General features: G+C 68.0%; 20 protein-coding genes. 5 read left to right on the top strand and 15 right to left on the bottom strand.

Annotation, left to right across the window (positions count from 1 at the left end; genetic code table 11):
* Positions 1-687: 687 nt before the first annotated feature.
* Genes LH390_RS10795 through trmB form a run of 5 tightly spaced genes read right to left on the bottom strand, consistent with a single transcriptional unit; the run spans position 688 to position 5,954 of the window.
* Positions 688-1,053, bottom strand: coding sequence for a DUF3054 domain-containing protein (locus LH390_RS10795; RefSeq protein ID WP_227281316.1), 366 nt, complete (start codon positions 1,051-1,053; stop codon positions 688-690).
* A gap of 29 nt (positions 1,054-1,082) precedes the next feature.
* Entirely contained in the window at positions 1,083-2,117 is a 1,035-nt protein-coding gene (locus LH390_RS10790; RefSeq protein ID WP_227281317.1) for a lysylphosphatidylglycerol synthase transmembrane domain-containing protein, read from the bottom strand.
* Positions 2,110-4,419 carry an MMPL family transporter gene (locus tag LH390_RS10785; protein ID WP_227281318.1) on the bottom strand — a complete coding sequence of 770 codons (2,310 nt, stop codon included), beginning with the start codon at positions 4,417-4,419 and terminating at the stop codon, positions 2,110-2,112. Before LH390_RS10785 ends, LH390_RS10790 begins: the two co-directional genes overlap by 8 nt.
* A gap of 51 nt (positions 4,420-4,470) precedes the next feature.
* Complete coding sequence (locus LH390_RS10780; RefSeq protein WP_227281319.1) at positions 4,471-5,151, bottom strand: NYN domain-containing protein; 681 nt, start codon at positions 5,149-5,151, stop codon at positions 4,471-4,473.
* Positions 5,148-5,954 carry a tRNA (guanosine(46)-N7)-methyltransferase TrmB gene (gene trmB / locus LH390_RS10775; RefSeq protein ID WP_227281320.1) on the bottom strand — a complete coding sequence of 269 codons (807 nt, stop codon included), beginning with the start codon at positions 5,952-5,954 and terminating at the stop codon, positions 5,148-5,150. The genes LH390_RS10780 and trmB overlap by 4 nt, the downstream gene beginning before the upstream one ends.
* A gap of 308 nt (positions 5,955-6,262) precedes the next feature.
* On the opposite strand from trmB, the gene LH390_RS10770 reads away from it, so the two are divergent.
* Entirely contained in the window at positions 6,263-8,089 is a 1,827-nt protein-coding gene (locus tag LH390_RS10770) for a phosphoenolpyruvate carboxykinase (GTP) (protein WP_227281321.1), read from the top strand.
* A gap of 56 nt (positions 8,090-8,145) precedes the next feature.
* Here the strand turns inward: LH390_RS10770 and LH390_RS10765 are convergent, their stop codons facing one another.
* The 4 genes from LH390_RS10765 to LH390_RS10750 all read right to left on the bottom strand — a co-directional run bounded on the left by LH390_RS10765 (position 8,146) and on the right by LH390_RS10750 (position 11,814).
* The gene (locus tag LH390_RS10765; protein ID WP_227324308.1) at positions 8,146-9,291 is read right to left on the bottom strand and encodes an HtaA protein; all 1,146 of its coding nucleotides are present in this window, start codon (positions 9,289-9,291) and stop codon (positions 8,146-8,148) included.
* A 57-nt stretch (positions 9,292-9,348) separates the two neighbouring features.
* Positions 9,349-10,320 (bottom strand): esterase-like activity of phytase family protein, encoded by a 972-nt coding sequence (locus LH390_RS10760; protein WP_227281323.1) that lies wholly within the window; start codon positions 10,318-10,320, stop codon positions 9,349-9,351.
* Positions 10,321-10,366: 46 nt separating this feature from the next.
* The gene (locus tag LH390_RS10755; RefSeq protein WP_269961681.1) at positions 10,367-10,804 is read right to left on the bottom strand and encodes an META domain-containing protein; all 438 of its coding nucleotides are present in this window, start codon (positions 10,802-10,804) and stop codon (positions 10,367-10,369) included.
* 215 nt (positions 10,805-11,019) lie between these two features.
* The gene (locus tag LH390_RS10750) at positions 11,020-11,814 is read right to left on the bottom strand and encodes a class I SAM-dependent methyltransferase (protein ID WP_227281324.1); all 795 of its coding nucleotides are present in this window, start codon (positions 11,812-11,814) and stop codon (positions 11,020-11,022) included.
* Between the two features lie 93 nt (positions 11,815-11,907).
* On the opposite strand from LH390_RS10750, the gene LH390_RS10745 reads away from it, so the two are divergent.
* A complete protein-coding gene (locus tag LH390_RS10745; protein ID WP_227281325.1) occupies positions 11,908-13,035 on the top strand; it encodes a glycosyltransferase family 4 protein in 1,128 nt (375 codons plus the stop codon).
* Between the two features lie 390 nt (positions 13,036-13,425).
* Positions 13,426-14,544 (top strand): MFS transporter, encoded by a 1,119-nt coding sequence (locus tag LH390_RS10740; protein WP_227281326.1) that lies wholly within the window; start codon positions 13,426-13,428, stop codon positions 14,542-14,544.
* Between the two features lie 188 nt (positions 14,545-14,732).
* Here the strand turns inward: LH390_RS10740 and LH390_RS10735 are convergent, their stop codons facing one another.
* The 3 genes from LH390_RS10735 to LH390_RS10725 all read right to left on the bottom strand — a co-directional run bounded on the left by LH390_RS10735 (position 14,733) and on the right by LH390_RS10725 (position 19,234).
* Positions 14,733-15,992, bottom strand: coding sequence for an MFS transporter (locus LH390_RS10735; protein WP_227281327.1), 1,260 nt, complete (start codon positions 15,990-15,992; stop codon positions 14,733-14,735).
* A 567-nt stretch (positions 15,993-16,559) separates the two neighbouring features.
* Positions 16,560-18,104, bottom strand: coding sequence for an MmpA family trehalose lipid delivery protein (locus LH390_RS10730; protein ID WP_227281328.1), 1,545 nt, complete (start codon positions 18,102-18,104; stop codon positions 16,560-16,562).
* A complete protein-coding gene (locus LH390_RS10725) occupies positions 18,086-19,234 on the bottom strand; it encodes a porin PorA family protein (RefSeq protein WP_227281329.1) in 1,149 nt (382 codons plus the stop codon). Before LH390_RS10725 ends, LH390_RS10730 begins: the two co-directional genes overlap by 19 nt.
* A gap of 90 nt (positions 19,235-19,324) precedes the next feature.
* On the opposite strand from LH390_RS10725, the gene LH390_RS10720 reads away from it, so the two are divergent.
* Positions 19,325-20,506, top strand: coding sequence for an acyltransferase family protein (locus LH390_RS10720; protein ID WP_227281330.1), 1,182 nt, complete (start codon positions 19,325-19,327; stop codon positions 20,504-20,506).
* Here LH390_RS10720 and LH390_RS10715 read toward each other — a convergent pair.
* Genes LH390_RS10715 through LH390_RS10705 form a run of 3 tightly spaced genes read right to left on the bottom strand, consistent with a single transcriptional unit; the run spans position 20,395 to position 24,468 of the window.
* Complete coding sequence (locus LH390_RS10715) at positions 20,395-23,724, bottom strand: alpha-(1->3)-arabinofuranosyltransferase domain-containing protein (protein WP_227281331.1); 3,330 nt, start codon at positions 23,722-23,724, stop codon at positions 20,395-20,397. The genes LH390_RS10720 and LH390_RS10715 overlap by 112 nt on opposite strands.
* 30 nt (positions 23,725-23,754) lie before the next feature.
* Positions 23,755-23,952 (bottom strand): DUF2613 domain-containing protein, encoded by a 198-nt coding sequence (locus LH390_RS10710; protein WP_227281332.1) that lies wholly within the window; start codon positions 23,950-23,952, stop codon positions 23,755-23,757.
* Positions 23,953-23,979: 27 nt separating this feature from the next.
* Complete coding sequence (locus LH390_RS10705; protein ID WP_227281333.1) at positions 23,980-24,468, bottom strand: universal stress protein; 489 nt, start codon at positions 24,466-24,468, stop codon at positions 23,980-23,982.
* Between the two features lie 177 nt (positions 24,469-24,645).
* Here LH390_RS10705 and LH390_RS10700 point away from each other — a divergent pair, with 177 nt between their 5' ends.
* A complete protein-coding gene (locus tag LH390_RS10700) occupies positions 24,646-25,920 on the top strand; it encodes a glycoside hydrolase family 3 N-terminal domain-containing protein (RefSeq protein WP_227281334.1) in 1,275 nt (424 codons plus the stop codon).
* The last annotated feature ends 85 nt before the right edge of the window (positions 25,921-26,005 follow it).

Raw genomic sequence — 26,005 nt, 5'->3', positions numbered from 1 at the left:
CTGCCACTGAAGATATACATTTCTTTTTACTGACCAACATTCCACACCTCATGTCCAAATGCGGGTTCTGAACAGCCATCCGGCTCAAACCTTCGGTTTTCGCAAACCCTCATGATGACCCTATGGCTACGGGCTGTGGGACTCACTGGTGAGAGCGTGGAGTATTCACTCCAATCGGGAGAGTTGAAGTCCTCCCCGCGCACTTCATTGAAGGTGAAGAAGTCTTGGCTGCACGAGGTGCTGAAACCTTGGGGATTGATATTGAGGCAAACTCCCGAGGATGCTTGTGTTATGGCAAGCCAGTAGACGGGGTCGTCACCAGGCTTTAGGTCTCGCACAGAACCGGTGATGCTGAATTGGGTGCCTTGACTCTGATCGATAGACCAGCTGCCCTTAGCTTCTGCGATGTCCTCGTAGTGCCAGGGATCGAAATCGTCTGCAATAGCAGGTGCAGTCGCCAGCAGGATGGTCAGGGCCGCCAAGGGGGGGGGCGAAGCGCTTCATGTTTGTCTCCTTTCGTAGCGCTTGGGAGACATGCTACGGCCGTGTAGATAAAATGGCACTTATTTTCCGGTCAAAACGATAAACAAATGATAACAATGGCAGGTCAGGGGAGGGTTGCCTTTGCTTGTAGGAGAAACTAATTACCCCAATGTGGGGGTGACTTATCACATCCCCGACTGCCCCCTACCCCCGTTTGCGCGCCAGCGCCCGCCACCCGAGCAGCAGCAGCGCGGAGGTGCTCGACGCCACGATCATGAAGGACCAGTGCGGCATCGCGGAGTGCTTGATGCCCCAGATGATCAGCCCGGTGATGACGGTGCCGATCCAGATGGTCAGCCCGGCGGGCCGGATCCGCCACGCGTCCCACCCCTTCCAGCTGACAAATCCCCACGTCAGCGCGATGCCTAGGAGGAAGGGCCACACGGTGGATACCCAGCCGCCGAAGGTCAGCGGCATGTCCGGGCCGCGGTGCGCGATGCGCGCAAACAGGGCGAAGGCGGCGATGGCGGTGGTATCGCCCACGAGGGCACGAAGGTGACGAGTATTCATAGCCCTCATCCTTGCACACGTCTTCGTGCTTATCGACGCCCCGTGCTCCCCGTTCCACGGATCGTCCAGAACCAGCAGAACACCAGCCATCCCACAATGGTCAGCCCCACGAAGCTGATGAGCCTAAAGATGATCGCGGCGGCTACCGCGTGCGCGGCGGAGATGGCGGCGAACGGGACGAGCGCGCTGGTCAGCGCGACGTCGACGGGTCCGAGCCCCCCAGGGGTGATCTGTGCCTGCCCCACGAGTTTGGCGGCCAGGAAGGCCAGGGTGATTCCGGCTAGCGTGGGCTGGGCGCCGATGCTGATCGCGCACGCCCAGAGGCATCCGATTTCTGCGACCCATTTGGCCAGGGACCAGGCCATGGCAGTTGCGAGGCGCGCCGGGGAGAGTCGCACGGTTGCTAGTTCCTCGGCACGCTCGCGTAGTCGGTGTGCGCCGTGGTGGGCGGGTAGGTGGCGCAGCTTATTTACCCGCGCGAGCACTCGCTGCGCGAGCCGCAGGACGTGCCCGGGGTGGTGGGCGGCCCAGTTGATGGCCCCGATGGCGGCGCCGAGCCCGAGCAGGGAGGCCACCAGGGTGGGCAGGCTGATGTGGGCGCCCAGGAAGAACACGCCGAGGAGCCCCAGGATGGCCATGCCCGAGGCGGCCAATACGCCGGATAGCAGCATGTACCAGCCGGCAACCACCTGGGTGGCGCCCCAGCGGCGTTGCTCGCGGAAGATCATGGCCGCGGAGACGGCTGGCCCGCCGGGCAGGCTGGCGGACCAGGCGTTGGCGGCCAGGCCCAGGATGTTGGCGGCGCTGCGCCGGACGGGCACATCAGCCCCGCGTAGCAGCACGACCATGACTTCGGCCTGGCTGATCATGGTGGCCGCCATGAACACGACCGCCGCGGCGAGCCAGCGGGGGTCGGCGGTGCTTAGGTGGTGCCAGCCTTGGGTGAGCAGTTCTCCGTTGCGGCCAAGCAGGACGCCGGCGATGGCGAGCACGACGACGGACAGGCCCAGACGCACCCAGGGGTTTGCCAGGATGCGGCGGGTGCGCCGGGCCAGCTTATTCATGGCGCGGGTCTTCTAGTTGTTGGACTAGCTGGCGGAAGGGTATGAGGGTCTCGTCGGTGCTGGTGGTGCGGTTGCCGCGGGCGGCTTCGGTTTCGGCGATGACGCGGGCCTGGTCGACGGGCACCGTGGGCACAGCGGCGCTGCCTTCCGGGCGCGACGCTGCCGGGCGGGTGGGCGCATGCCCGTGGCCGAGGGCGTCGGCGGCGCGGCGCACCCAGCTGGGTGCCCACCAGTTGTCGTCGCGCAGCAGGTGCATGACGGCGGGGACGAGTGCCATGCGGATGACGGTGGCGTCGAGAAGCAGGGCGGCCATCATGCCGAAGGCGATGTACTTCATCATGACGATGTGGGAGAACCCGAAGGCCCCGGAGACCACGATCATGATCAGCGCGGCGGCGGTGATGATGGATCCGGTGTGGGCGGTGCCGGCGCGGATGGCGTCGTCGGTGCTGGCGCCGCGGTCGCGGGCCTCCACCATCCGGGAGACCAGGAAGACCTCATAGTCGGTGGACAGCCCGTAGACGATGGCGACGATGAGCACGAGCACGGGGCTCATCAGCGGCCCGGCGCTGAAGTTCAGCGCCCCGGCGCCCAGGCCGTCGACGAACATGGCGGTGAGGATGCCCAGTGTGGCCCCCAGCCCGATGAGCGTCATGATCACCGCCTTGGCGGGCAGCACCAGGGACCCGAAGACCAGCGCCATGAGCAGGAAGGTCACGGCGATGATGTAGAGCCCCATCCACGGCAGGGTGGACATGAGCGCCTCGATGGATTCGATCTCCATGGCGGGGGTGCCGGCGATGTAGGCGTGGACGCCGTCGGGAATGTCCAGCTGGCGCAGCGCGGCGATGACCTCGCTATTGTGGGCGCGGTCCGCGATGCCCGCGGACAGGACCGTGGTGCCGTCCTTGGTGGGCTGGGAGGGGCTAAACCGGCCGGTCAGGCCCTCAATCCCCGCGGTCTGCTGGTAGATCTGAACCAGCTGCTCGTTGGACGCGCCGGTGACTACCAGCTTGACGGGCTCGGTGCGCAGCTGCGGGAACGCCTCGTCGAACTCCGCCTGGGCGGCGCGGGTGGGGTCGTCGGGGGGCAGGTACGTCTCATTGATTCCGCCGAAGGTGATGCCCGTCAGCGGCAAGGCCAGCGCGATGAGCAGGGCGGCCAGGCCGACGGTGACCGTCTTGGCGTGGCGCATCGCCCAGCTGGGCAGGCGCCACCAGATGGTGTCTTCCAGGCGGCGGGCGCGCCGGGCGGCGCCGCGGCGCAGCGTCCACAGGTCAATGCGGTGGCCCAGCAGCCCAAACAGGGCGGGCAGGACGGTGACGGACAGCAGGGCGGCCAGGCCTACGGCGGACATCGCCCCGTAGGCCACGGATTTGAGGAAGGCCTGGGGGAAGAGCATGAGCCCGGACAGGGCGGCGGCGACCATGCCTGCGGAGAAGACCACCGTCTTGCCCGCGGTGGCGGTGGTGGTGGCCACGGCGCGGGGTACGGGCTGGCCGGCGTCGAGTTCTTCGCGGAAGCGGGAGACCATAAACAGGCCGTAGTCGATGGCCAGGCCCAGGCCCAGCAGTGTGACCACGGATTGGGCGAACACGTTGACCTGGGTGAATTGGGCAAGCAGGGCGAGCACGCCCAGGGAGCCCAGGATGGACAGGATGCCCACGATCAGCGGCATCGCGGCGGCGACGACGGAGCCGAAGACGAGCAGCAGGAGCACGGCGACGGCGGGCAGCGCGTAGAGCTCGGCGCGGCGCACGTCGCCGGCCATGCCCTTGTCCAGGGCGTCGGCGACCGCGGTGGCCCCGGCGACGTCGAGTTCAATGCCGGCGGGCAAGGGCTGGCCGCGCAGGGTGTCTTCGATGGCGCGGAAGTCCTTGAGCGTTTGTTCCCCGTCGCCGCGCAGCCCAATGGCCGCGAACGCCAGCGTGCCGTCTTCGCTGCGCAGCTGCCGGGTGTGTTGCTCGAAGTAGCTGGTCACGTGGGCCACGTGGGCGTCGTTGTCGGTGCGCAGTGCCTCCAGGTTGCCTTGGATTGCGCGGGCGACGAGCGGGTCGTCGAGACGCTCCGGCGTGCCGCGGTACAGGGCGATGACGTCGCCGCGGTTGTCGCGCCCGAAGGTCTGCTGCTCGATGGCCGCGCCGGTGGTGGAGTCCGCGCCGGGGTCCTCCCAGCCTTCCTGGCTCATCCGCTCGTCGAGGTGGAGTCCGCAGGCGAGGTAGAGCGCGGCGATGAGCGCCACCACTATGACCGGCACGAGGCGCCGGTGCCGGTAAGAAAACCGGCCCCATCGCAGGAACACCGGGGAACTCCTTCCCTTATTTGTTGTCTGTGGCGCCGATGCGGCTGGCGCCTAGTCGTGGCGGGCCTCGTGCAGCAGCGCGGTGAGCGGGCGCAGCGGTTGCAGCCAGGCGCCCGCGGCGGGCAGGTCGTCGAGGTTGACGCGCGGCAGTGGCTCGCGGAAGACGCCGGGGATGTCTTCAAGATCAATGAAGTCTATAGTCTCGTGGCCGATGGCCCAGGAGGCGCGCTCGTGGAAACCCACCACAGTGACGGGCACGCCGTCGGCGGCGAGTTCTTCGAGGGTGTCCTGGAAGTTGCGCCCGTCGGCGGAGGCGACCACCACCCCGGCGAGCACTCCTTCTTGTCGACGCCGCCGGATGTGCGCGAGCATGTCCGGATCCACATCGGAGTCCTCGGAGGTCTTGGGCTTGGCAAAGACGGCAAAGCCGATGTTGCGCAGGGCCTCGACCCAGGGGCGCACCGCCTCCGCGCCGCCGGGGGCGACGTTGGTAAACACGGTGGCTTCCGGCACGGCCGCCTGGCCGTGAAGCTCCGGCAGCCCGGCGGCGTGCTCGATGAGCCAGCGGCCCAGGGCGTCAAAACGCGGGCGGAAGGCGGAGGTGGGTCGCCCGCCGAGGATGGCGCCCAGTCCCATGTCGATGTTGGGCGCGTCCCACACCAGCAGCGCCGTCGGCGGGCCGGGTTGCGCGCCGGGGGCGTAGGGGTGGGGGACGGTGTGGTAGTCGCTCACTGCGGTGTGGCCTCCTGTGTGGTGGCGGCGGCGTCGATAAGCGGGGTGCGCTGCCACAGGAATTCGGTGATGGTGTGATCGAGGTCCAGCCCGCGGCCCTCGAACTTGGTGATGACCTGCCGGTCGGTGAGGATGGGGCACTCCGGCCAGGGCCAGCCCTTGTATTCAAGCAGGGGCTCGACGTCGACGAGTTCGCGGATCCAGTCGGCGTAGTCGGCGTGGTCCGTGGCCACGTGGAGCACCCCGCCGGGCTTGAGGCGGGTGGCCATGAGGTGCAGCGGGCCGGATTGGATGATGCGGCGCTTGTGGTGGCGGGCCTTGGGCCAGGGGTCGGGGAAGAACACGCGGATGCCGTCGAGGCTGCCGGGGGCGATCATGCGGTTGAGCACTTCGATGCCGTCGCCGCGGACCATGCGCAGATTGGAGATGTCCGCGCGCACGGCGGCGCCGAGCATTTTGGCCAGCCCGGGCTTGTACAGTTCCACGGCGATGATGTTGGTTTCGGGCTCCAGCGGGGCCATGGCCACGGTGGAGGTGCCGGTTCCGGAGCCGATTTCCACGATGGTGGGCGCGTCGGTTCGTCCGAACCACGTATCGACGTCGATGCGCTCATCGCTGAGCACTCGTCCCCACCGTGGCCACATGGTCTCCCAGAGTTGTTGCTGGTTGGCGGTGAGGGTGCCGCGGCGGAAGGAGACCGTGCCCAGGCGGGGGTAGTCCAGGCCGTCGTCGAAGGTGGACTGGAGGGGGCGGCCGGGGGGCAGGTCGCCGAGGCCGGGCTGGGGTGGGGGCGTTGCGTTCATCGTGTTCCATTGTCCTGTGTGGGCTCAGTACCGGCAAACTCCCCCTCTCACAGGGTTACGGCGCGCCGTAGTTTATGTGATTTCGCTCTCCCCCAAACGGGGGGTGAAAATCCACGAGGATGTGGCGCCCGTCATGCCTAGCCGTGCCCGAAATTCCCGCCATCGCCGCATTACCTGCGTGTTTCTGTGGTTTCGTGGATCTGCCCAGGGGGCGCGTGGGGGTAAAAGAACTCACTTCGATGGGGACAAACCGTTACCCTTGAAATGGAAAACACACGTCCCACGACCGTGAAAGATCAGGAGTAGGCATGACCGCTACCATCAAGGGGCTTTCTTCCCCGGCGCCGACCAAGAACCAGGAGATGCTCAGGTGGATCGCCGAGTCCGTCGAGCTCTTCCAGCCGGAACAGGTCGTCTTCGCCGATGGCTCCCGCGAGGAATGGGACCGCTTGACCACGGAACTAGTAGACGCCGGCACGCTCATCCGCCTCAACGAAAAGCTGCGTCCCAATAGCTTCCTGGCACGTTCCAACCCCTCCGACGTCGCCCGCGTGGAATCACGCACCTTCATCTGCTCGGAGACCCAAGACGGCGCCGGGCCCACCAACAACTGGGCCCCGCCCGAGGCGATGAAGGCGGAGATGACCGAGCACTTCCGCGGCGCCATGCGCGGCCGGACCATGTATGTGGTGCCCTTCTGCATGGGCCCGATTACGGACCCGGAGCCCAAGCTCGGCGTCCAGCTCACCGACTCCGCCTACGTGGTGCTGTCCATGTCCATCATGACGCGCATGGGCACCGAGGCATTAGACAAGATCGGCGACGAGGGTGACTTCGTCCACTGCCTGCACTCCGTCGGCGCGCCCCTGGCCCCCGGCGAGGAAGACGTCGCCTGGCCGTGCAATGACACCAAGTACATCACCCAGTTCCCGGAGACCAAGGAGATCTGGTCCTACGGCTCCGGCTACGGCGGCAACGCCATCCTGGCCAAGAAGTGCTACGCCCTGCGCATCGCTTCGGTCATGGCGCAGGAAGAGGGCTGGATGGCTGAGCACATGCTCATCCTTAAGCTCATCTCCCCGGAGGGCAAGGCCTACCACATCTGCGCCGCCTTCCCATCTGCCTGTGGCAAGACCAACCTGGCCATGATCACCCCCACCGTCCCGGGCTGGACCGCGCAGGTCGTCGGCGACGACATCGCCTGGCTGAAGTTCCGCGAAGACGGCCACCTCTACGCCGTCAACCCGGAAAACGGCTTCTTCGGCGTGGCCCCGGGAACCAACTACTCCTCCAACCCCATCGCCATGAAGACCATGGAGCCGGGCAACACCCTGTTCACCAACGTGGCGCTGACCGACGACGGCGACGTCTGGTGGGAGGACCTGGAGGGCGAGCCCACCCACCTCATCGACTGGAAGGGCAACGACTGGACCCCGGAGTCCAGCGAGAAGGCCGCCCACCCGAACTCCCGCTACTGCGTGCCCATCAAGCAGTGCCCCGTCGCGGCACCGGAGTTCGACGAATGGAAGGGTGTGAAGGTCGACGCGATCCTCTTCGGCGGCCGCCGCCCCGACACCGTCCCCCTGGTCACCCAGTCCTACAGCTGGGACCACGGCACCATGATCGGCGCCCTGCTGGCCTCTGGCCAGACGGCCGCCGCCGCCGAGGCCACCGTCGGCTCCCTGCGCCACGACCCCATGGCTATGCTGCCGTTCATCGGCTACAACGCCGGCGACTACCTCCAGCACTGGATCGACATGGGCGCCAAGGGCGGGGACAAGATGCCCCCGATCTTCCTGGTCAACTGGTTCCGCCGCGGCGATGACGGCCGCTTCCTGTGGCCGGGCTTCGGCGAAAACTCGCGCGTCCTCACCTGGATCATCGACCGCATCGAGGGTCGCGTCGAGGCCGAGGACACGGTGGTGGGACACACCGCCCGCGCCGAGGACATGAACCTCGACGGCCTGGATACCCCCATCGAGGATGTCCGCGAGGCGCTCACCGCCCCGGCCCAGCAGTGGGCCGCGGACCTGGACGATAACCGCGAATACCTCACCTTCCTGGGCTCCAAGGTGCCCCAGGAGGTGTGGGACCAGTTCGAGGCGCTCAAGGAGCGCATCGAGGCGGCAGACTAGTCCCCCAAGCGGCTGGCCCGTACAGGCCAGCCGGCGCCCGCCCCCGCGGGCAGGTGTTAGCGGATCCCGATGGGCACGCGCACCATCTCATCCGGGCCCACGTTGTAGCTCTTGGAAACTCGAGCGGTAATCAGCGCGGGCCCGTTGTCCTGCGGCTCGATCCACGGGTCAGCCAAGGCAACTTCCACCAGGTTGAATCGGGCGGTGGCAATCACGGTGCCGTGGTAGCGCTGGATGCCATCGTTGGGGCCGTCCGTGTCCTTGGTGAAGGCCACCTTGTCCCCGTCGAGCTTCATGGCCCCATCCTTGGCGTTGATGCCACCCTTGGTGGCCTCCGTGGCCCGGTAGACCAGCCCGGCGTCGAGCACCAGGTCGGGCGACGGTGCGGGCGGGGTGTTCGGACCCGGCTCCGGGGAGTAAGGGATGGGCACGTAGATCTCCTCGGCCGCGTTCACGGATCCGGCGCCGGGGTAGACGTAGATGCCCCAGTTATCGCCGGTGGTGTGCTCCGGGGGGTTGACGGTCACGCGGGCGTCGAAGGAGCCGTCCTCGCGCATGGGCTGGGCCTGGCGGGCGATGGAGCGGCGCATATCGATGGATCCCTGCGGGATGGTGTTCAGCGTGCCTTCCGGCATGACCCAGGTCACGCGATCGTGGGGGTGCGTGCGGGTGGAACCCGGGGCGCCCTCGGAGGGGCGCCAGTGATCCGGGAAGGCCCCGTAGAGGACGAAGACGCCGTTGGACACTCCCGGGGGGATGGGCAGCGGGAAGCCGCCCTTGTTCGCCTCCGGGGAGAATCCGGTGCCGTGGACGATGAGCGTGTCGCCGCGGTGGACGGGGGTGGTGCCCACCGGGGTGCCATCCTCATGCGTGACCGTGACCTGCGGGTTCTCCGTGACCTGCGGGAAGAAGGGCAGGGTGTCCGGGATCGCGGGGGAGGCCTTGGATGCCGCCGGGGCAGCAGGAGCAGCCGGAGCGGCAGGGGCAGCAGGCCCATTCGGGGTGGAGGAGGACGGCACCGCGGGCAGGTCACCCGCGGCCGGTAGGCCGGGCACCCCAGGCAGCGCGGGCAGCTCTGGTAGCGCCGGGAGTGCTGGCACCCCCGGCAGTGTGGGTAGGGCGGGGGCCGCCCCCGCGGGGGTGGCCAGGGGCATGAGGAGCGCGGCGGTTGCGGCCGCGCACAGCAGGCGAGTTTTCTTCATAATTCCCAGGATAATTGTTTTGAGATTCTTTGCTCAGCCTTCGGTCAGTGACACGCCTCACTGGCAGGTGCGCACGCGGTGGACAAGTCCCTTTTGGGCAGGGTTGAAGTTGTCATCGCTGGCCACCAGCAGTACGCCCGGCTCGTCGGGATCCCAGGACAACGCCTCGACGTTATCCGGGTTCGCCCCGTCGGCGGCCAGGTCTGCTACCAGCTGCTTTGTCACCGGCGTTTCGGTGCCGTCCAGGCGGGGTCGGCCCAGCACATCCGTGGCGGCGCTGGTGTCAATGCGGTAGATTTCGGCCCGGTTTCCGTGCCCGGGCAGGTAGCCGCGTTCCAGGATGTAGAACCCGGTGCCAGGGTGGGCGGGGTCGGCGATGATCTCGGAGACGCCGCGGTCGGCGGCGCCGGGGTAGAGGGGGTCGACGTGGAGGGCGTATTCGGCAAGCGGCGTGCCGGTGGCCAGGTCGAAGCGGGTGATACGCACCCGCATGCCGGCGGTGGGGGTGTTGCGGGGCCCGTCTTGGATGAGGCTGGCTTCGGTGACGGTGACCAGCTGGCCCAGCTGCGGCACGAAGGCCAGCCCTTCGAGGGAGGCGTTGGGCCGAAAGCCGGTGGTGCCCGCGGCGTCGGGGTGGTGGTAGGCCGGCGGGGTGATGCGGCGCAGTTCGCGCCCGGTGACAGTAGAGACCACGATCTGCCCGGTGGTTTCGGTGGTCCAGGCCACGGTGGTGGGGTCGAGGACGCGCAGGGATTCCGGGTCGACGGTGCCGGGGGCGTAGGGCGCGCCGGACGGGTCGGTCAGGGTGGTGGTGGACAGGACACGCGCGGGCTCGGCTGGGGGCAGCGCTACCTGGTAGAAGCGGGCGGGGGCGCGGGAGGAGGGGTCGTCGGAAAGCGCAAAAAAGGTGCCGTCGTCGCGGTGGTCGAGCCCGGAGATGCCGCCGAAGTTCGGTGCGGCGGGCAGGGGGCTGGTAGCCAGGACGGCGGCGCCGAGGCAGGCGCTCAGTAGCAGGCTGGCGGAGGTCACCACGCTGACGGTAGGCGCAGCGGGTGACGTCCTGCTGTCCTCTGGTTTACTCCGCGGTGAATTCCCAGGAGTCGCCGCTCACGGCGTCGGTCAGCGTCAGCGTGGTGCCGTCGATGCCGACGATGCGCTGCTCGCGCAGGGCGGCGTGGATGGTCTGCTGGGTGTCCTCGGTGCCCATGCAGGCCATCAGCGTGGTGGCCAGGGGGCCGAACTCGACGTGCTCGCCGTAGGCGGTGGCCGTGCCGGTGAAGGTGTTGCAGGAGTCGGATCCGGTGATGCGCTCACCAGTGATGCGGAAGTGCGCGTCGGGGGCACCCTTGAGGTGCCATGTGGTGTCTTCGAGGGAGGTGTTGATGGATTCCACGGCGGTGGCCTGTCCTTCAGTGGCGGGGGCGGGGTGTGCGGAGGCGGCGCTGGATAGTGGTGCCAGCGCGGCGGACAGGACGGCGGTTAGGGACACTGCGGTGGTGGCAAAAGTAGTCATGGTGCTCAGAGTATCCATTCCTGTGTTGTATTACTAGGTCCGTTCGGCCCAACTTTCATCTCCCTTTGGACCCTCCCGCTCGGCGGGGAAAGCCCAGCCCGCTCGGCGGCAAACTTCAGCCCGCTCGGCGGGGAAAGCCCAACCGGCTCGGCAGGAAGACCCCAGCCGGCTCAGCAGGAAGACCCCAACCGGCTCAGCAGGAAGACCCCAGCCCGCTACGCCACCTCCAGCACGAGCACCAGGTTGGAGGTAGCAACCTCGCGCAGGCCGGGCACGCGGGCGACCCACCATGCCCACCAGGGGTGATAGCGGGGGAAGGCCCCCAGGATACGCGCGGCGCCGCGCTCCTGGGCCTGGCGCGCCCAGTCCAGGCCCGCGGCGCAGGACAGGGCGAATAGGGACTGGCCGTAGACGTTTTTCGGCGGGTGGCCGTGGCGCTGGGTGTAGCGGTCGCGGGCGAAGTCGCCGCCCACGTAGTGTTGCCATAGTCCGGTTTCGTGGCCGCCGAAGGGGCCGAGCCAGACGGTGTAGCTGTAGATGACTAGTCCGCCGGGCCGGGTGACCCGCAGCATCTCGTCGCCGAGGGCCCACGGGTGGGCCACGTGTTCGGCAACGTTGGAGCTGTAGGCCACGTCTAGGGAGTTGGTGGCTATGGGCAGGTGGTCGCCGGATCCGCGCACGCTGGCCGCCACGGTGATGCCGGCGGCGCTCATCTCTCCGGCGTCGGGTTCGACGGTGATGTAGTGGGCTTTGCGCCGGGCGAATTCTGCGGCGAAGTAGCCGGGTCCGCCACCGACGTCGAGGATGCGCGCCCCGGATAGGTCGGTGCCGTGGGTGTCGCGCACGATTGCGGCGATGAGCTGGGCGGTGTCGGCGGCGAGGTGGTGGTAGAAGCGCGCCGGGTCGGGTTGCTCGTAGCGGAAGTCTGCCAGCAGGCCGAGGGCGCGGCGCAGGGTGGCGCGCCGGGCGGTGGTGGGCAGGGTGCGCAGGGCTGGCTGGGCGGCGTTCACGGAAGCTAAGGGTAGCGCGTGCCGACGCCCCCGCATCCCACCACCGTCCCCGCCCCGCGCGACGGCCGGTGGGCACCGTAGACTGAGGCGGCAATGAAGATCCTTTTGCTGTGCTGGCGCGATACGCATCACCCGCAGGGTGGTGGTTCTGAGCGTTACCTGGAGCGGGTGGGCGCCTACTTGGCCGGCCGGGGCCATGAGGTGGTTTACCGCACGGCGGCGTATCCGGGGGCACGCCGGTGGGATCCGGCCACGCCGGCGACGGGCGGCGTGGCGTTTTCGCGTGGGGGCGGCAAGTTGACGGTGTATCCGCGGGCGTGGCTGGCCATGCTTGCTGGCCGGTTGGGGGTGGGTCCGCTGCGAGGGGTGGATGTGGTGGTGGATACGCAAAATGGGGTGCCGTTTTTTGCGCGGCTGTGGGCGGGCGCGCCGGTGGTGGTGTTGACGCATCATTGTCATCGGGAGCAGTGGCCGGTGGCGGGGCCGGTGTTGTCGCGGGTGGGCTGGTGGTGTGAGTCGTGGTTGTCGCCGCGGGTGCATCGGCGTAGTCGGTGGGTGACGGTGTCTGCGTCGAGTGCGCGCGAGTTGACGGGCTTGGGGGTTGCGGCTGATCGGATCAGCATCATCCGCAATGGGGTGGATCCGGTTCCCGCGGCGGTGACCGCGGCGTCTGATCCCGCGCCGACGTCCCCGGCGCACCTGATCACGTTGTCGCGTCTGGTTCCGCATAAGCGCATTGAGCAGGCGATGGATGTGGTGGCTCAGCTGCCGGGGGTGGTGTTGGATGTGGTGGGTTCTGGCTGGTGGGAGGACCGTTTGCGCAGCTATGCCCGCCGTCGCGGGGTGGCGGATCGGGTGGTGTTCCATGGGCAGGTCGATGAGGCCACAAAGCATGCGCTGTTGGCGCGCGCGGCGGTGCATGTCATGCCGTCGCGGAAGGAGGGGTGGGGCCTGGCGGTGGTGGAGGCCGCGCAGCATGGGGTGCCCACGGTGGGCTATTACAGCAGTGGCGGCCTGCGTGACTCGGTGGTTGACGGTGTGACTGGGCTGCTGGTGGATACCCCGGAGCAGCTGGCCGCGCAGGTGTCTCGTTTGCTTATCGACGCCCCCTTGCGGCACCGTCTCGGCCGCGCCGCACGAAGCCGCGCCGCGAGCTATTCCTGGCGGGACACGGGGGCCGCCTGGGAGGATCTTCTCAGCGCGCGTGTGCGGGCTAGGTAGGCGGCGGGGACGAGTCCGGCGCCGCCGCTAGCGCGGACTACGCAGCTGAACCCGAGGTCAGCCTGCCTGTCTAGGTCTCGCTCGGCCCACGCGCGCTGGGCGTGGTGGAAGCGGAAGGACGGGTACGCTGTCTGGAACAAGTTCGGGGATCGGTGTGGATGTCGAGGCCAACAAGGTTTTAAGCGCGGATGGAGCAATACATTATTCGATATTTGCTATCGGTGAGGTCACTGCCGGAGAAGTGTACTACATCAGCGCGATGACAAAATCTGAAATGCAGCCGAGACTATCGCACGGCAGATTGTCGGTGACATCGATCTGAGGAGTTAAGGAATGCTGCACAATAGGCCGGCTGGCCGTCTATCTTATCTGGTTCTCCTATTTGTTGTCATGTCGCCGCAACTTGGGTTGTCATTGATCACCCCGTACTTCCTCCCAATGGCGAATGACCTGAATGTTGAGATTTCTGAGCTTCAGCAAACCATGGTTCTTTACATGGTGGGATACGCGATGAGTATGTTCGGCGCGGGGATGCTCGCGGATAGGTTCGATGCAAGCAAAGTTCAGGGATTCGGTCTGTTGGTCTTTTCCGTAGCTACTATATGCGCGTCTCTCAGTAGTAATATTTGGATTTTAGGACTTTCACGTTTCTTGCAAGCTTTGGGTGGCACTTCTGCAACCGTACTTTGTAGGCTGATCTTAAAACGGACATTCCCTCGCGATAGGCTGATTAGATACTTGGCGGATCTGTCCATGGTGATTTCTCTAACGCCGGCATTTGCTCCGTTGCTGGGAGGCCTGCTAGAACCGCTGTTGGGTTGGCGTTCTGTGTTGCAAGTGCTCAGCATCTATAGTTTTGTATTAGCCGCTCTGTGCTTTTTCATATTGCCCGCGGCGGCGGCTCAAAAGCCTAGTTTTCCGGGTTTGTGTGAGGTGTGGGTGCAGATACGTTCTTGCTGCCAGTCCTCCGAGTATCGCTGGTACGCCCTGGTCATTGCATGCGTTTGGATGGGCTATTTTTCCGTACTAAGTCTTACGCCCGACCTGTTTCAAAATGGTTTGGAATTAAGTGGAACGAGCTTTGGACTCGCAATGACGGCGCCGGCATGTGGGTATTGGCTGGGAGGATTTCTGGTGCGAAAAACCGGCGGCAGCCCGGTCCTTATTTTATCGACTACTGCGATATCGTCTGCAAGTTGGGCTGCGTTGATTGCATGTTCTCTCCCGGGACAGCCTAATCTTGTGGTCTATATTGTCCTCCTCTTTTTGGGCTGCATCATGGTTGGCGTCCTGATTCCTTATGCTCAAGATGGGCAGCTAACTGTCATTGCGCGTTTTGAAGGCGTAAGCACTGGCCTGTTTTTTCTCATACAGATGATGGCGGGCGCAATATATATGGCTTTGTTAAATTCCGTTTGCTCCGGAAACGCGTTGTATTCTGCCGTCTGTATGGCGGTACCTGTACTATGTATTGGTTTGTTGTTGTTCGTCCGAAAAAGCCGAGCCTAGGTTGGAGTGTTTCAATGTTGAATTCTATATATTAACTTGTGGCGACTGTGGCTCGGTAAACGTCTTATTGCTCGGCTCGGGTGGGGCTAGTGTTAGTGCTGACGGCAAATGACGCTTCGGGCGCAAGTCGGCAGAGGGAAGATGTCCGAATCGCAAAGGACAGCGTTGAAGAGATAACTTAGGGTGTTTTACCGCTCGACCGTCGGCCCCTTGAGTCGAAGCAGGAGCGGACCGAGCACGAGGAGAACCGCGACCTCTCCGAGCGCTGCCGCCCAGAGCGCGACGGGCGTGGAGGTGCGCTCAGCCAGGGCTGAAACGAGTAACGCGCCGAGCGGGAGACTGCTCATGATGGCAACACGAGCACTGGCATTGACTCGTCCGAGGAGGTCAGGAGGCGTCAGACGCTGCCGGAGCGTAACCAGGGCAATGTTCATGATGGGCGATCCGTAACCCATCAAGGCCTGGCCCAGTATCAGCATCGCGACAGGAAACGGCGTCGAGGCAGATGCGACCACAAGTAGCGTCCCTGCGGCGAGGCTGGCCAGGCCAACTGCGACGCACGCCCCCTCACGTAGCCGGTCCGACCAGTAGCGGTATGTCAGTGCCCCCGCCAGGGCTCCCAACCCAGCAATTGCCACTACGAAGCCGTAGACGGAGCTGCCAAGTCCAAGCGTCCGCGTCACGAACAGAGCGAAAAGAGCTTCGACGCCAGCCCCGAATACGTTCACCAAGGCGCCGGAGATGACGACAAGACGAATTTCATGCGAGCGCCAGACTAGGTGCAGGCCGTCGAGAACATCTCGCAGAAACGTGTCTTGTTTCCCATCTCGCGAGGCGCCAGCATGTGTGGCCAACACTCGATGTGGGATTCGAAATCTTGCTGGGATGAGCAAAAGCCCAAAGAAGGCAATCATGAACGTGACAGAGTTGATCGTCACCACAAATTCGGGTCGGTACATTGAAGCCAGAAGTCCGCCGAGGAGCGGTCCCGCCAGCTGTGCGACTGATCGTACGAACTCCAGAGCACTGTTCGCTGTGCCCAGGGATGCGGAGGGAACTATCTCTGGAATATACGTCTGATATGCGATATCAAAGAACACGTTGCAGATGCCGACCCCAAACGAAACGGCCAGAAGCGCAGTGATGCTGAGGGCGTCGAGCAGGGCAAGTGTGGGAATCAGCGCTATCAGGCATGCCCTTAAGACGTTGCACGTGACCATCACAAGCCATCGACTTGTCCGGTCCACACAAGTGCCCGCGACAAGTCCGAACAGTACTATTGGCAGCCACGTGAATGCGCTGACGAGCCCAAGCGCGAACTCCCCGGCGTTGAGTGAGAGGACCGCGATAAGCGGGACCATGACCGCGGCGATCTGTGTGCCGAAGAGTGAAAACGACTCTCCAACCAGCACAATCTTGAAGGCGTTGGGGAGGGCGGAGACCCGCATGGAGCTCCTGGAGCTATCGGAATCCTGCGTTTCACGGCGCATGCTAGCCCATCTCCTCAGTTCTCGGCTGTCTGTTAATGCGATTGCGGTGACGGGAGACACGCGCGTACCCGTCAGATCGTCGCGCATCCCGGATGCTGAAGGCATCAAGGAGATCAGAGCAGTCCTCTGCTGGATTCAGGGTATGTGAGAACTGGGAACTGTAGTCGTGGTCGCGGAAGACGAGCCGTCCGCCACCTTGATGCCTGCGCTCATAGCCTCACAAGGCGTGCTGAGGTGTGGTGGCACCCCATGTGCATGGCACTCTAGCCGTGTGCTGGCCAAGACCCCAGTAGGGAGGCTCCCGCAATATGTCAGAACGGGGACTCGCATGAAGTGAGCGTGCTTCGATCAGCGTGTTTTCGGGCGCCAACTCCGCGGATGAGGGTGAGCCGTTTGAAGCATCCCCCGTCGCGCGGTGTTGAGGTTCTTGATGGCAGGTAGACATCAGCGCGGCCTGCCCTGTCACGGTCGGGCCGACGGGTTTTGTTGTGGGTCGGCAGATATATCACCAAGCCGCGCCGCGAGCTATTCCTGGCGGGACACGGGGGCCGCCTGGGAGGACCTTCTCAGCGCGCGTGTGAGGGCCAGGTAGGCGGCGGGGACGAGCCCGGCCCACAGGGCGAGCAGCGCGTACCCGGCTTTCGGGGTGGGGTGCGCCGGGGCGCCGGGGCGGGCGAGGACGGCGCCATCGCTGGCGCGGACGACGCAGCTGACGCCGAGGTCGGCCAGCCTGTCTAGGTCCCCCTCGGCCCACGCGTGCTGGGCGTGGTGGAAGCGGGGGGCGGGGGCGTCGATAAGCTGCCCGTCGACGCGCAGTTGCCCGGAGGCGAGGATGGGTGCGGCTTTGGTCCAGGGGTTGATCATGGGCGCGCCGTCCGGGCGGGTGACTAGCGTGTCGGAGCCGGGGCCGGTGAGCAGGAGTTCGCCGGGGCAGGGCGGTGTGGGTGCGGTGACGGGTACCGGGGTGAGTTGGCGCAGGGCGCTGGCGGCGTCTGGGACGTGGAGGGCGCAGCAGGCTGCTACCGCCCAGGGCAGGATGCGCCCGCGGAGTTGGCCCAGTGCTGCCACCAGTGCCGGCAGTGCGAGTAGCGCCCATTTGTGGGAGTCGCGCAGTAGTCCCGAGCCGGGTAGCCAGGCTGCGAGTTGCGCCATGGTGCCGGGTGCGGCCCAGGCGAGGATGCCCACCGCCACCCCACCTGCGCCGAGGGCCAGGACGGGGCGCAGACGGGCGGGCAGGCGCGCCATCCCCGGGACGATCGTGAGCGCGATGAGAATGCCCAGGATCGCCCACCCGTGGTCCTGGCTGGCCGGTTGGGCCTGCGCGTTCCAGATCCCGCCCAATCCCACCAGCGTGCCGGGGGTGGTGGCCCCGGCGGCTGCCCGGGGGGCGAAGGCGCGGATGGCTGCTTCGGTGGCGTGGCTGGGCGCGTCGGCGTGCCCGAGAAGCGCCGGGACGGCCCACACCAGGGTCAGCCCAGCCCCGATGCCCAGGGTGTAAAGGCGGGCCCGGCCGCGGGCGGCGGCGACCCCTATCGCGGTGGCCATGAGTGCCCCGGTGGGGCTCAGTGCCGCGGCCCAGAGGCCGAGCCACTGCGTGGCCGTGTGCCCGCGCAGTCCCGCCCAGGTGATCAGGGGGAGGAGCCACACGGCGATGACTAGGCTCCAGTGGCCTTGGAGGAGGCGTTCGATGACCCCCGGGTTGGCTAGGGTCAAGGAGATGGCGGCGCAGCTGGCGGCGGTCCTCCCGCCGCAGTGGCGGGCCAGGGCGACGGCGCCGCCCGCCCCGGCGCTTGCCCCGGCGATGAGCAGTCCGCGGGCGAACCAGGAGGCGGGCAGGACCCGCCCCACGAGCGCCAGCACCGCGTCTTGGGGGGTGGCGCGGCCGGGTAGGTCGCCCCAGCCGAGGGCGTCGGCAGTTAGCGCCGGGTGGTCGAGGACGAGCATGTCGCGCAGCGCCAGCTGCCCGGGGTGGGCAAGGATCACGGCTAGCAGCCCGACGTGCAGGGTTGCCCACGCGATGATGAGCGCGGTCGGTGCGATGTGTCGTGGGGTTAGCGTCGTCGTTGCCACCTGACCACCGTCACCACGGCGGCGATGATGACCGCCAGTCGCAGGGCCTTGGCCACCCAGGCCACCACGGCGAGGGTGTCCTGGGTGCGGATCACCGGGCGGGCCAGCGCCTCCTGGGCGGCCAGGGTGGGTTCATCGAAGTCGAAGCTGGCGTGCACGATGGTGCGCGCGGCAATGGGGTCTGCCCCTTCCGCCCAGGCGCGCGTCATGGCGTTGGCCTGCTGGTCGTCGCTGGCGTAGAACCAGTAGATCTCCTCGTGGGCGTCTACGATCTCCCCGGAGGCGGGCTCTACGGTCAGGGTGCGGCTGGCGGTGTAGTAGGCGGTGAGGTGGACGGAGCCGGCGGGGCTGTAGCCGTAGTCGGAGATTTCCTTGTCGCTGTAGACCTCTCGGGCGGGGGCGACCATGCCGGTGATGTGCCAGGCGGATCCGGCCCCGGCGGTGTGCTCTACGGCGACGGGGTCGAGGACCTGGTGGAACAGGAAGGTCGACAGGGCGGCGTTGCGGTTGGCGGCCAGGTAGTCGATGGGGAAGGACCGCCCGGTGACCGGGTCGAAGTAGGGGTAGGACTTTTGTTCGGTGGTGTAGGGGAAGCGGTAGCGCAGGCCGTCTTGGTGCTGGGAGGTGGCGTGGGCGTGGCCGCCGGGCCCGGTGATGTCCAGGGTGGCGGTGGCTTCGGGGACGGGGAAGGTGGAGTTGCGCAGGAGGCGCAGGTTGTCCTCCAGGTCCACGGTGATGTCCGGCCCGAGGTTCAAGGTGGTGTGCCCGTGGACGTCTGCTTGTTTGCGGGCTTTGGAGGCGCTGCCTGTTTGCTCCTCGGTGGCGGGTGCGGCGCTGACGTTTGTGGTCAGGGTGGCGGGCTGGTTGCGCACGTAGCAGGCGAGCAGGGTGCGGTTGGTGCAGGCGGGGGCGTCGGGAAGCTGGCGGGCGTGGTAGGCGGCGGTGTCGAGCACCTGGGCGGTGGTGGGCCGATAGTTCAGGGTGGCGGCGGCGGGCACCGTCATGGTTTGCATGGTGCCGAGGATGATGCGGGGGATGATGTCGCCGATGAGCGTGAGTGCCACGATGAGGGCGAGGAGCACGCCAAGCCTGCGGCGCAGCCGGGTGGTGCGGTGGGGGTGCGTGGCCATCTGGTGCCCAGCCCTCTTTTCTTTTTGGCCCTCGGGGTGTCTTCTCATCCTACTGGGGGTGGTGTGTGGGGGAACTCTAGACTGGCAGCGATGTCTTCTCCTCCGCTTATCGACGCCCCCTCCCGGCCGGCCTTCGTGCCCAGCCTCGAGGGACTGCGCGGGGTCGCCGCCGTGGCGATCGTGGTCACGCACGTGGCGTTTCAGACGGGGCTTGATCCGCGCAGCTTCGGCGGCTCGATTGCCGCGCGCCTGGACTTTGGGGTGGCGGTGTTTTTTGCGCTGTCGGGGTTTGTGCTGTGGCGCCGCCACGCTGCGGATCGGGGCGCGGCGGCGGCGCGGACCTACTATGCGGCCCGGGCGGTGCGCATCGCCCCGGCGTACCTGGTGTGCGTGGCGGTGGTGCTGTTCGTCTTCCCGGTGGCGTTTTCGGCCACGGGCAGGCAGGTGATTGCCCAGTTCACACTCACGCAGATCTATCACGCGTCCGGCCTGGTCGGCGGGCTGACGCAGCTGTGGTCCCTGTGCGTGGAGGTGGCGTTTTACCTGGTGGTGCCGCTGCTTGCGGCGCTGTTAGGGCGCCTGCCGTCGCGCCGATGGCGCGTGGCGGTGATCGTCGCAGTCGCGTTGGCGAGCTTCAGCTGGGGCTGGCTGCCGGGTATAGATGGCCAGCCGGACGCGGCCGCAGGCGAGGTCAACCGGCAGATCTGGCCCCCGGCATACGCGTCGTGGTTCGCGGTGGGGATGCTGGCGGCTGAGGCAGAGGCCGCCGGTGTGGTGGGCCCGCGGTGGCGGCGCGTGCTGGGCTGGCGGCCGCTGTGGTGGGCGGCGGCGCTGGCGACGGTGTGGGTGGCTGGCCAGGAATGGTTCGGCCCGATCGGCCTGACGCATCCCAGCGCGGGGCAGTTCGCGGCTCGGGTGGGGGCGGGGATGGTGTGCGCGGTGTGCGTGGTGGTGCCCTATGCCCTGGCCCCGAGCCCGCGGGACCTGCTGGCCCGCCCGGCGCTGCTGGCGGTGGGGCGCTGGTCCTACTCCCTGTTTTTGTGGCATGTGGCGGTGCTCTCCCTGGTGTTTCCCGCCCTGGGCCGGGAGGTGTTCTCGGGCGGCTTTGTGCCGGTGCTGGTGGTAACCCTGCTGGCCAGCCTGGCGGTGGCGGCGGCGAGCTACGAGCTGGTGGAGGCCCCGTGTTCCCGCTGGTGGCGGGGCCGGGCGCACGCGAGGGCGGCGAGCATGGCCAGGGCGGCGCAGGCCAGGAGCGGGGAGTCGCCGGCGTAGCTGGCGGCGGGCCAGGGGGCGCGGGCCAGCCAGGCGGCGGTGGTGGCGGCGGCCGCGCCGATGAGCCATCCAGGCCGGATGGTGGTCAGGCGGATAATCGCCCACGCGGCGGCGAGGGTGGCCAGGCCGACGATTCCCCCGGCCGCGCCGAGGGCGCCCGCGGCGAGCAGCACCGTGCCACCCCCGCGCGGTGGTGCCTCCAGTCCAGCCGGCTCGACCCGTCCGCCGTCGGCGCGCCGGGTGGCCACCAGCACCGCGGCGCAGGCCAGAACCACCAGGGCGGCGAGCGCCCCGCCACCGGCCAGCCCGGCGCGCAGCGGGCGGTCTCCCGCGAAGGAGAGCTCCAGTGTTCCGCCGATTCCGGCGGGGATGGCAAAGCCCTGCATGCCGGCGCCCACGCTGGTGGCCTCCAGGGGCTGGCCGTCGAGGGTGGCGCGCAGCCCGGGGTTGGCGGCGCGGTGGGTGTTGAGGATGCGCTCGTGGTCGGCGGTGGCGATGGTGTGGTCGGCGGCCACGTGCTGGGGCGCACCAGGCGGCGCACCAGGCGGCGCACCAGCCGGGGCCCAGTCAGGGTCGGCGAGCAGCACCCAGGCGGCGGTGGTGTGCAGGTGGTGCTCGCCGGCGGGCAGGGTGAGGGTGTCGCCGGGGTGGTAGGCGGTGCCGTTGATCTCCACGCTGGCGGGCTTCGCGTCGTCGGGTCCGCGCAGCCGCACGGTGAGGTCGCGGTGGGTGGAAAAGGTGCGGTCGAGGGTGCCGGTGGGGACGGCGAGGCGTTGGAAGAAGAAGGCGCGCGGGTCGGTGGTGGTTTCCGGCACGGTGATGCGGCGGGCCATGTCTACCCCGGCGATGGCCAGGTCGGCGATGCCGGTGCGCGAGTGCACGGCGATATCGATGTGGGTGGGTGTTCCGGGCAGGGTGAGCGTGGTGGGCCGGCCGGCGCGGGTGGTGGTGTTGATGCGCGTCTGGTCGCCGTCGCTGATGGTCAGGCGGGCGTCGGCGGTGGTGGTCAGGTGGAGGCGTGGGTTGGTGGGCAGGGGGGCGTCGATACGCAGGTGGGGATCGCTGTCGCCGGGGGCGGGCCACCAGGCGGTGGTGGGGTCAGCGTCGACGATGGCGTTGAGTGAGCGGGCCGGGTCCGCCCCGCCGAGGGCGCCGGGGGTGCAGGCGCAGCTGGTGGCGCTCAGGCTCGGGCCGGTGGTGATGACCTGGGTGCGCGGGGCGATGCTGGGGTAGTCGGTGATGGGGTTGCGCACCGCGGAGGTGTCATCGTCGGGGGCCAGCGGGGCGGACTGGGCGCCCACGAGGGTGCCGTAGTTGCGCATCACCGCCATCGGGGTGTCGGTGACAATATCCGCGCCAGCATCCCCGGCAACGAGCCGCAGCGGCGCGGCCGTTCCCAGCGCGGCGTGAAGGAGGGCGACGGCTTCCCCGCCGCCGCGCACGGTGGTCACCGCGGGGGCGTCGGCAAGCGTCATGCCCAGCTGCGGATCAAGGAGGATGACCTGCACCTGCTCGTCGGGGCCGAAGGCGCGGATCGGGGTTCCGGCCGCGCGCGCGAACTGCTCGACGGCACCGCGGCGCAGCGGGCTTGTCGACGCCCCCTCCGCGACGTCGTGGCGCACCAGCACCGCCCCAATCCCCGCCCCCCGCAGCGCCGCGGGCAGGGCTGCGGGTTCCTCATGGGCCACGGCGATCAGCCCGTCTAAGCCCCGGATGGTCTCCGGGCCCACCAGCGGCACCGCGTCGCGCACCGCCCATGGCACCTCAAGCAGCGGCTGCGCCGGCTCGTCGCGCGTCCAGCCCCAGTCCTGCCGGGCGAAGGACGCCTCCGGCAGGATCAGGGTGCGCGTGCCCGCGGCGGTGGAGTTGAGGAAGTCCGCCGCCTGCCGCCAATAGTCCGGGACCTGCTGGTAGGCGCCCCGCGGCAACAGCCCGCCGTGCAGTGCCGGGGCCGCGCTGAGCGCCACCGTCGCCGCGATCAGCGCGCACACGGCGCGCTGCCGCGGCAGGTGTGTGCGGTGCTCAGCGCTGGGTGAAGGGCCGCGTGCCGGGCCGCGCTGCGCCCCGCAGGCCAGGCCCAGATACGCCACTCCCACCGCCACCGGCAGGCGCACCAGCGCATCGAACTTGTGGAGGTTGCGCAGCGGCGCCCCCGGGCCGTCCAGGAACGTGCGCACCAGGTGCCCGGCCGGGGCCCAGTCCCCGCCCGCGCAGCACAGCACCGCCACCCCGATGAGCAGCATGGCCACCCACACCCCGGCCGTGGCGCAGCCCCGGGAGCGTGCCACCGCCAGGCCCGCCAGGCCCAGGCCGGCCACGGCCACCGTGGCCACCACGAACACCGGGTGGGTGACCAGCAGTGAGCCCGCGGCGCGCTCGGTATCCACGAATGGTGCCCAGCTGGTGGTGCCGCGCAGCACCTCCGCCGGATTGAGCCACCGGGTGGTCACCGCGGCGGACTCGATGAACTGGGTAAACGGCGCGGCGTAGCGGCCCAGCACCACCAGCGGGACCATCCACCACAGGCTGACCGCCACGCACCCGAGCGCCCAGCCAACGCCCACACCAGCCAGGGCGCGGCGCTGCCCGCCCCGCGCCCACCGCCAGGCCAGGACCACCGCCGCGGGCAGGCACGCCGCCACGGTGGCGGTGGCGTTGATCGCCCCCATGGCCGCGACCGGCAGCGTTGCCGCGGCCACCACCCGGGCGCGCTGGGCGCGGGTGGACACCGGCCGCAGCATCGCGGCAACAATCCACGGTGCGAGCATGGCCGGCCAGGTCTCTGAGGAGATGGCCGTCAGCGTGGTCAGGGTGTGGGGGCTGACAACGTAGGCGGCGGCCCCGAGGGCACGCCAGGGGGCCCAGCGCCGGCCGCGCAACCCCAGCGCGGTGAACACAAGGAGCATGCCGGACAGTCCGATGCCGATAACTAGCGTCCACCACAGGCGCTGGGCCACCCAGTCCGGCAGCGCGTCGGTGGCCAGGAAGAAGGCGCCTTGGGGAAAGAGATAGCCGTAGGCCTGGTTTTGCAGCTGCCCGAAAGTGAAGGTGTCCGTCCAGGCGTGCAGGGCGCCGCGCAGGAAACCCGCCGGGTTGGCGGCGAGGTCATGCTTGGTGTCGGCGCTGGTCAGGCCCCACGGTTGGGTCCAGGCAATGGCGGCGGCGCACAGCCAGGCCAGCGCGTGGTCGATCCAGTCCGGGAGGTGGCGGGTGCGCACGGGGGTGCAGGTGAGGGCTCGCGCCGCGGGCTATCCGCGGGAGCCGTACTCCGGGCTGCCTAACAGGGCGGAGCTTGCCGGGGTGGCGCCTCCCTGGGGCACGGAGTCATGACCGGTAAATGCGGAGACCCCGAGTATGGCCACCACGCCGAGCGCGATGCCCACCACAACGCTGGCCACGGCGGGCCCGGCGGTGCGGCGGGTGAGGGAATCGGATTCAAACGCCATGGTCGCAGCCTACCAGGGCGGGTGCGGCTAGTCGGGCCGGGACGCCGGGTCGGCGCAGGGCGGCACGATGAAGACGGGCACGCCGGCGTTTTTAACCAGCGAGTCCGCGGTGGAATTGCGCCACAGGGATTTCACGCCGCGGACGGCGCGCGTCCCGGTGACGATTGCTGCGGGGTGCAGTTCGGCGGCGGCGTCGATAATTGCGGACCACACCGACGTGGTGGATTCGACGAGGCTGCCGCGGGCGGAAAGCCCCCAGCCTTCCGCAAGCAGCACCCCGGCGCGGCAGATTTCGCGGGCGGCAGCCCAGGCGGGGTCATCCGTTTCGGTGACGGCTAGCCAGTCCCCCTGGTGGAGCCCGGACATGCTGGATGCGCGGGCGGCCTGGCGGGCCATGGGCTCCCAGGCGGTGACAATATCCACGGTGTCTGGGCGCAGCAGGAGCGCGGCGTAGCGCAGAGCGCGCCGGGACTCCTCCGAGCCGTCGAAGGCAACCAGGACGGTGGGTTCAGCCATGGTGGGCCTTTCTCTTCGGGTCTTTTCGGGACTTTGCGGGTCTTTTCGGGCTGTACAACAGGGGGCTTGCTTCCGGCCCATCCTAGAGGCTCCCGGCGGCGGGCGGATGGGGTTAAGGTGTGGGGGGTGCGCTCGCACCCGCCTGGCCCACCCCCACAGAGGAGCCGATTGTCCCCCATGTTTGCCCGTCGCTCGCGCGTCCGGCGCGTCCTGGCCATTACCTGCACCTGTGCCCTGTTCATCGGGGCGCATCCTGGGGCGGCGGGTGCCGCGGTGGAGCTAGACCAGCAGCTACGGCGGGACCTCGTGGCGTCGCTGATGGTGGTGGGGGTCACGGACTTTGATGATGCCGTGGCCAAGCTGGATCAGGGCGTCGGCGGGATCTTTATTAGCAGCTGGGCCGATCCGGCGATCCTTACGGAGGAGGGCCGCAATATTGCCGCGCTGCGGGAGCACGCGGGCCGCGACTTCTCCGTGTCCATTGACTTTGAGGGCGGGCGGGTGCAGCGCCACTCCCAGGTGCTTGGCGAGCTTGCGGCCCCGCGGGAGCTGGCCCAGTCAGGTTCCCCGGAGCAGGTGGCCGAGCAGGCCGCGCAGCTGGGCACCCGCCTAGCCGACCACGGCATCACGGTGGATTTTGCGCCGGTGCTGGACGTGGACTCCACGGGCCTGGACATCGTGGGCGATCGTTCCTTTGGCACCACGGCGCCGGAGGCGGCCCGCTATGCGGCGGCGTTCGCCCGCGGGCTGCGCTCGGTGGGCATCGAGCCGGTGTTCAAGCACTTCCCGGGCCATGGGGCGGCGTCGGGGGACACGCACAAGGCTGCGGCGGTCACGCCCCCGTTTGAGCAGCTGTGCCAGTTGGACTTGGCCGCTTATGGTCCGGCGCTGCGCCAGGCCCCGGGCACGGCGGTGATGGTGGGGCACCTGTCCATCCCGGGTTTGAGCACGGGCGATACCCCGGCCAGCCTGGACCCGGCGGTCTATCGGCTGCTGCGCTCGGGCGCGTACCCGGGCGGCAATCCCTTTGTCTCTGCCGCGTACACGGATGATCTGTCCGGGATGAAGGCCATCTCCGATCACTTCTCCTTGCCGCAGGCGGTGGAGGCGGCGGTGATTGCGGGGGCGGATCAGGCGTTGTGGTCCTCCGGCGAGCAGCTGGAGGAGGTCATCGACCGGGTGGACGCCGCCGTCGTGTCCGGCGCGATGCCGGTACCCCAGCTTCTCGACGCCGCGAGCCGCACCGCAGGTGGGCATGCCCTGGCGCAGCGCGCCCGCGAGGAGCTGGAGGCCGGCGCCCAGCCCCGTTTCCCCATGATCCAACCAGTGCCTCAGGTTATTGGGCTGCTGCGGATATATATGGTCGGCGCGGACGGAAGCGCGGAGCCGATGGTGCCCGCGCGCTCGCACGCGTTGCCTGACTACACCACATGGGCAGGCGCGGAGATGTGAATTTCACTCCCCCGACGGTTACCCTAGCTACCGTGACTAAGACGAAGAACCGGCGTTCCGGTGGCCGCGGCCTGCGCATTGGTCT

The organism is Corynebacterium uberis (genome assembly GCF_020616335.1).
Classification (GTDB): domain Bacteria; phylum Actinomycetota; class Actinomycetes; order Mycobacteriales; family Mycobacteriaceae; genus Corynebacterium; species Corynebacterium uberis.
The sequence above is the reverse complement of the archived record's forward strand: the minus strand, read 5'-3'. Positions and strand labels throughout refer to the sequence as shown.